This window comes from Candidatus Deferrimicrobiaceae bacterium, from assembly GCA_035256765.1.
In the GTDB taxonomy this organism is placed as follows: Bacteria; Desulfobacterota; Deferrimicrobia; order Deferrimicrobiales; family Deferrimicrobiaceae; genus CSP1-8.
The window spans coordinates 1-1,742 of sequence record DATEXR010000218.1; the positions used below are offsets into that span (position 1 = coordinate 1).

The 1,742-nt window shown below is 66.9% G+C and carries 2 protein-coding genes; one reads left to right on the forward strand and one right to left on the reverse strand.

Translation table 11 applies throughout. From position 1 onward, the window contains the following. Positions 1-10: 10 nt before the first annotated feature. Positions 11-1,000, reverse strand: coding sequence for a polyprenyl synthetase family protein (locus VJ307_07270; protein ID HJX73940.1), 990 nt, complete (start codon positions 998-1,000; stop codon positions 11-13). A gap of 69 nt (positions 1,001-1,069) precedes the next feature. Between VJ307_07270 and VJ307_07275 the strand changes: the two genes are divergently transcribed. Next, positions 1,070-1,663 (forward strand): RlmE family RNA methyltransferase, encoded by a 594-nt coding sequence (locus VJ307_07275; protein ID HJX73941.1) that lies wholly within the window; start codon positions 1,070-1,072, stop codon positions 1,661-1,663. Positions 1,664-1,742 lie beyond the last annotated feature (79 nt).

Genomic DNA, 1,742 nt, shown 5'->3' on the forward strand with positions numbered 1-1,742 from the left:
GCGGAGGGAATCAGCGGGTGCGGGAAACGATGTAGTCCGACAGGGACGCCAGTCCGTCGCGGGCCGGAGACGCCGGGAGGGAGGCAAGGAAACCCTTCCCCCGCTCCACGAAGGATCGCGCCTTGCGCCTCGTGTACGCCAGCCCCCCGTTCCTCTCGACCATGCCGGCCAGGAAGGAGACCTCCCGTTCGGAGAATTTCCTCCGGTCCAGGATCTCCCCCGTCTTTCGCAGGTCGCCGTCCCCCGCCTCCCGCAGCGCGTGGATGAGCGGCAGCGTGATCTTCCCTTCCCGCACGTCCTGGAGGGGCCTCTTCCCCAGCTCCTTCTCGGATCCGACGTAATCGAGGACGTCGTCCACGAGCTGGAAGGCGATCCCGACCGACTTGCCGTACTCGAACATCCGCTGCCGCAGGGGGGCGTCGGCGCCCGCCAGGACGGCTCCCGTCTCGCTCGCGGCGGCGATGAGCGACGCCGTCTTGTGGAAGACGACCCGAAGATAGTCGTTCTCCGTGATCTTCCGGTCGGCGGACTTCATGAGTTGGAGCACCTCCCCCTCGGAGAGGGAGACGAGCGTCCGGGCGTAGATCCCCAGCACGTCGAGATCGCCGTCCTCGGTCATGAGCTGCGAGGCGCGCGCGAAGAGGAAATCCCCCACGAGGATGCTCACGGAATTCCCGAAGACGATGTTCGCCGCCGGCTTGCCGCGCCGCATCACCCCGCCGTCCACCACGTCGTCGTGCAGAAGCGTCGCGTTGTGCATGTACTCGGTCACGACCGCCATGACGATCCGGCGCGGCCCGGTGTAGCCGCACGCCTCCGCGACGAGGAGGAGCACCGCGGGGCGGAACCTCTTCCCCCCGGACAGGGTGATGTGCCTGCCGACGACGGGGATCAGGGGGACGGGGGACTTGAGATGGGAGACGAGCGCCTTCTCCACCTTGCGGAGATCGTCCTTCAGATACCGGAAGACGCCGTCGATGTCCGTCCCTCTTCCTTTCATGGGCAAACTGACTCTACCGTAGCGGGTTTCTCACTGTCAACGACGGCACCGATCGGATAGCATGAGGGGGTGTACAAGAGGAAGGACGCCTTCTACGTGAAGGCGAAAAAGGAAGGGTACCGCTCGCGTGCCGCCTACAAGCTCCTGGAGTTCGCGGGAGCGGAGAAGGTCGTCGCGGCGGGAGATTTCGTGATCGACGCCGGGGCCGCGCCGGGGGGGTGGAGCCAGGTGCTTCTCCGCCTCGTGGGGAAGGGGGGGAAGGTGGCCGCGGTCGACATCCTCCCGATGGACCCGCTCCCGGGCGGAAACTTCCGCTTCTTCCCCCGGGATTTGGCGGACCGGGCGCTCATCGCCGAGATCGTCGCCTTTTTCGGGCGGAAAGCGGACGCGATCGTCTCGGACGCGGCGCCGAACACGACGGGAATCCCGTTCACCGACCAGGCCCGGTCGGCCGACCTCGTCCGTGCGGTCCTCGCCCTCGCAAGGGAAACGCTGCGCGAAGGGGGGACGTTCCTGGCCAAGATCTTCGAGGGGGCCGAAGCCGACGACGTGGTGAAAGATCTGAGGAGGTCGTTCGGCGAGGTCCGCAGGATCCGGCCTTCCGCGACCCGGAAGGAATCGTTCGAACTCTACCTGCTGGCACGCGGCTTCCGGGGGTCGTGAACCGCTCGCGGGGCGGCTTCCTCTACGAGGTCTTCTTCCCCACATGGGCGAGGGCTTCCCGGATGTGGTGGACCGGCAC

Coding starts and splice junctions, on each gene's coding strand:
- VJ307_07270 (HJX73940.1), bottom strand. CDS start 1,000: ATGAAAGGAAGAGGGACGGACATCGACGGCGTCTTCCGGTATCTGAAG.